The organism is Leucobacter celer subsp. astrifaciens (genome assembly GCF_001273835.1).
GTDB lineage: Bacteria > Actinomycetota > Actinomycetes > Actinomycetales > Microbacteriaceae > Leucobacter > Leucobacter celer.
Genome location: NZ_JHEI01000205.1, coordinates 1 through 220, shown reverse-complemented (window position 1 = coordinate 220; position 220 = coordinate 1). Strand labels below are relative to the sequence as shown.

The 220-nt window shown below is 60.9% G+C and carries 1 protein-coding gene; it reads left to right on the top strand.

The genetic code is table 11. The features are described 5' to 3' along the window. Positions 1 to 14 precede the first annotated feature (14 nt). On the top strand, positions 15 to 220 hold a 206-nt coding region (locus AMS65_RS18275), incomplete at its 3' end, for a hypothetical protein (RefSeq protein ID WP_206542026.1).

The following is a 220-nucleotide window of genomic DNA, read 5'->3' as shown; positions in this document are numbered from 1 at the left end:
GTCTGGGCTACCGCATGACGGAAAAGTTCATGCGCGCCTATTTCGGGCGTATCTTCTTGCACCCCGACACCGTCTTCACCCCTGAGATGCTGCGTCCGGAACTTCAGGACGCCGACATCTTCGCTGACTCGGTGCGAACGATCTCGACTCGTCACGCTCGAGTAGCTAAGGCCTATTTCGACGACGGGACGGTCTCGCTGGCGGTACCGCCCATCCGGGC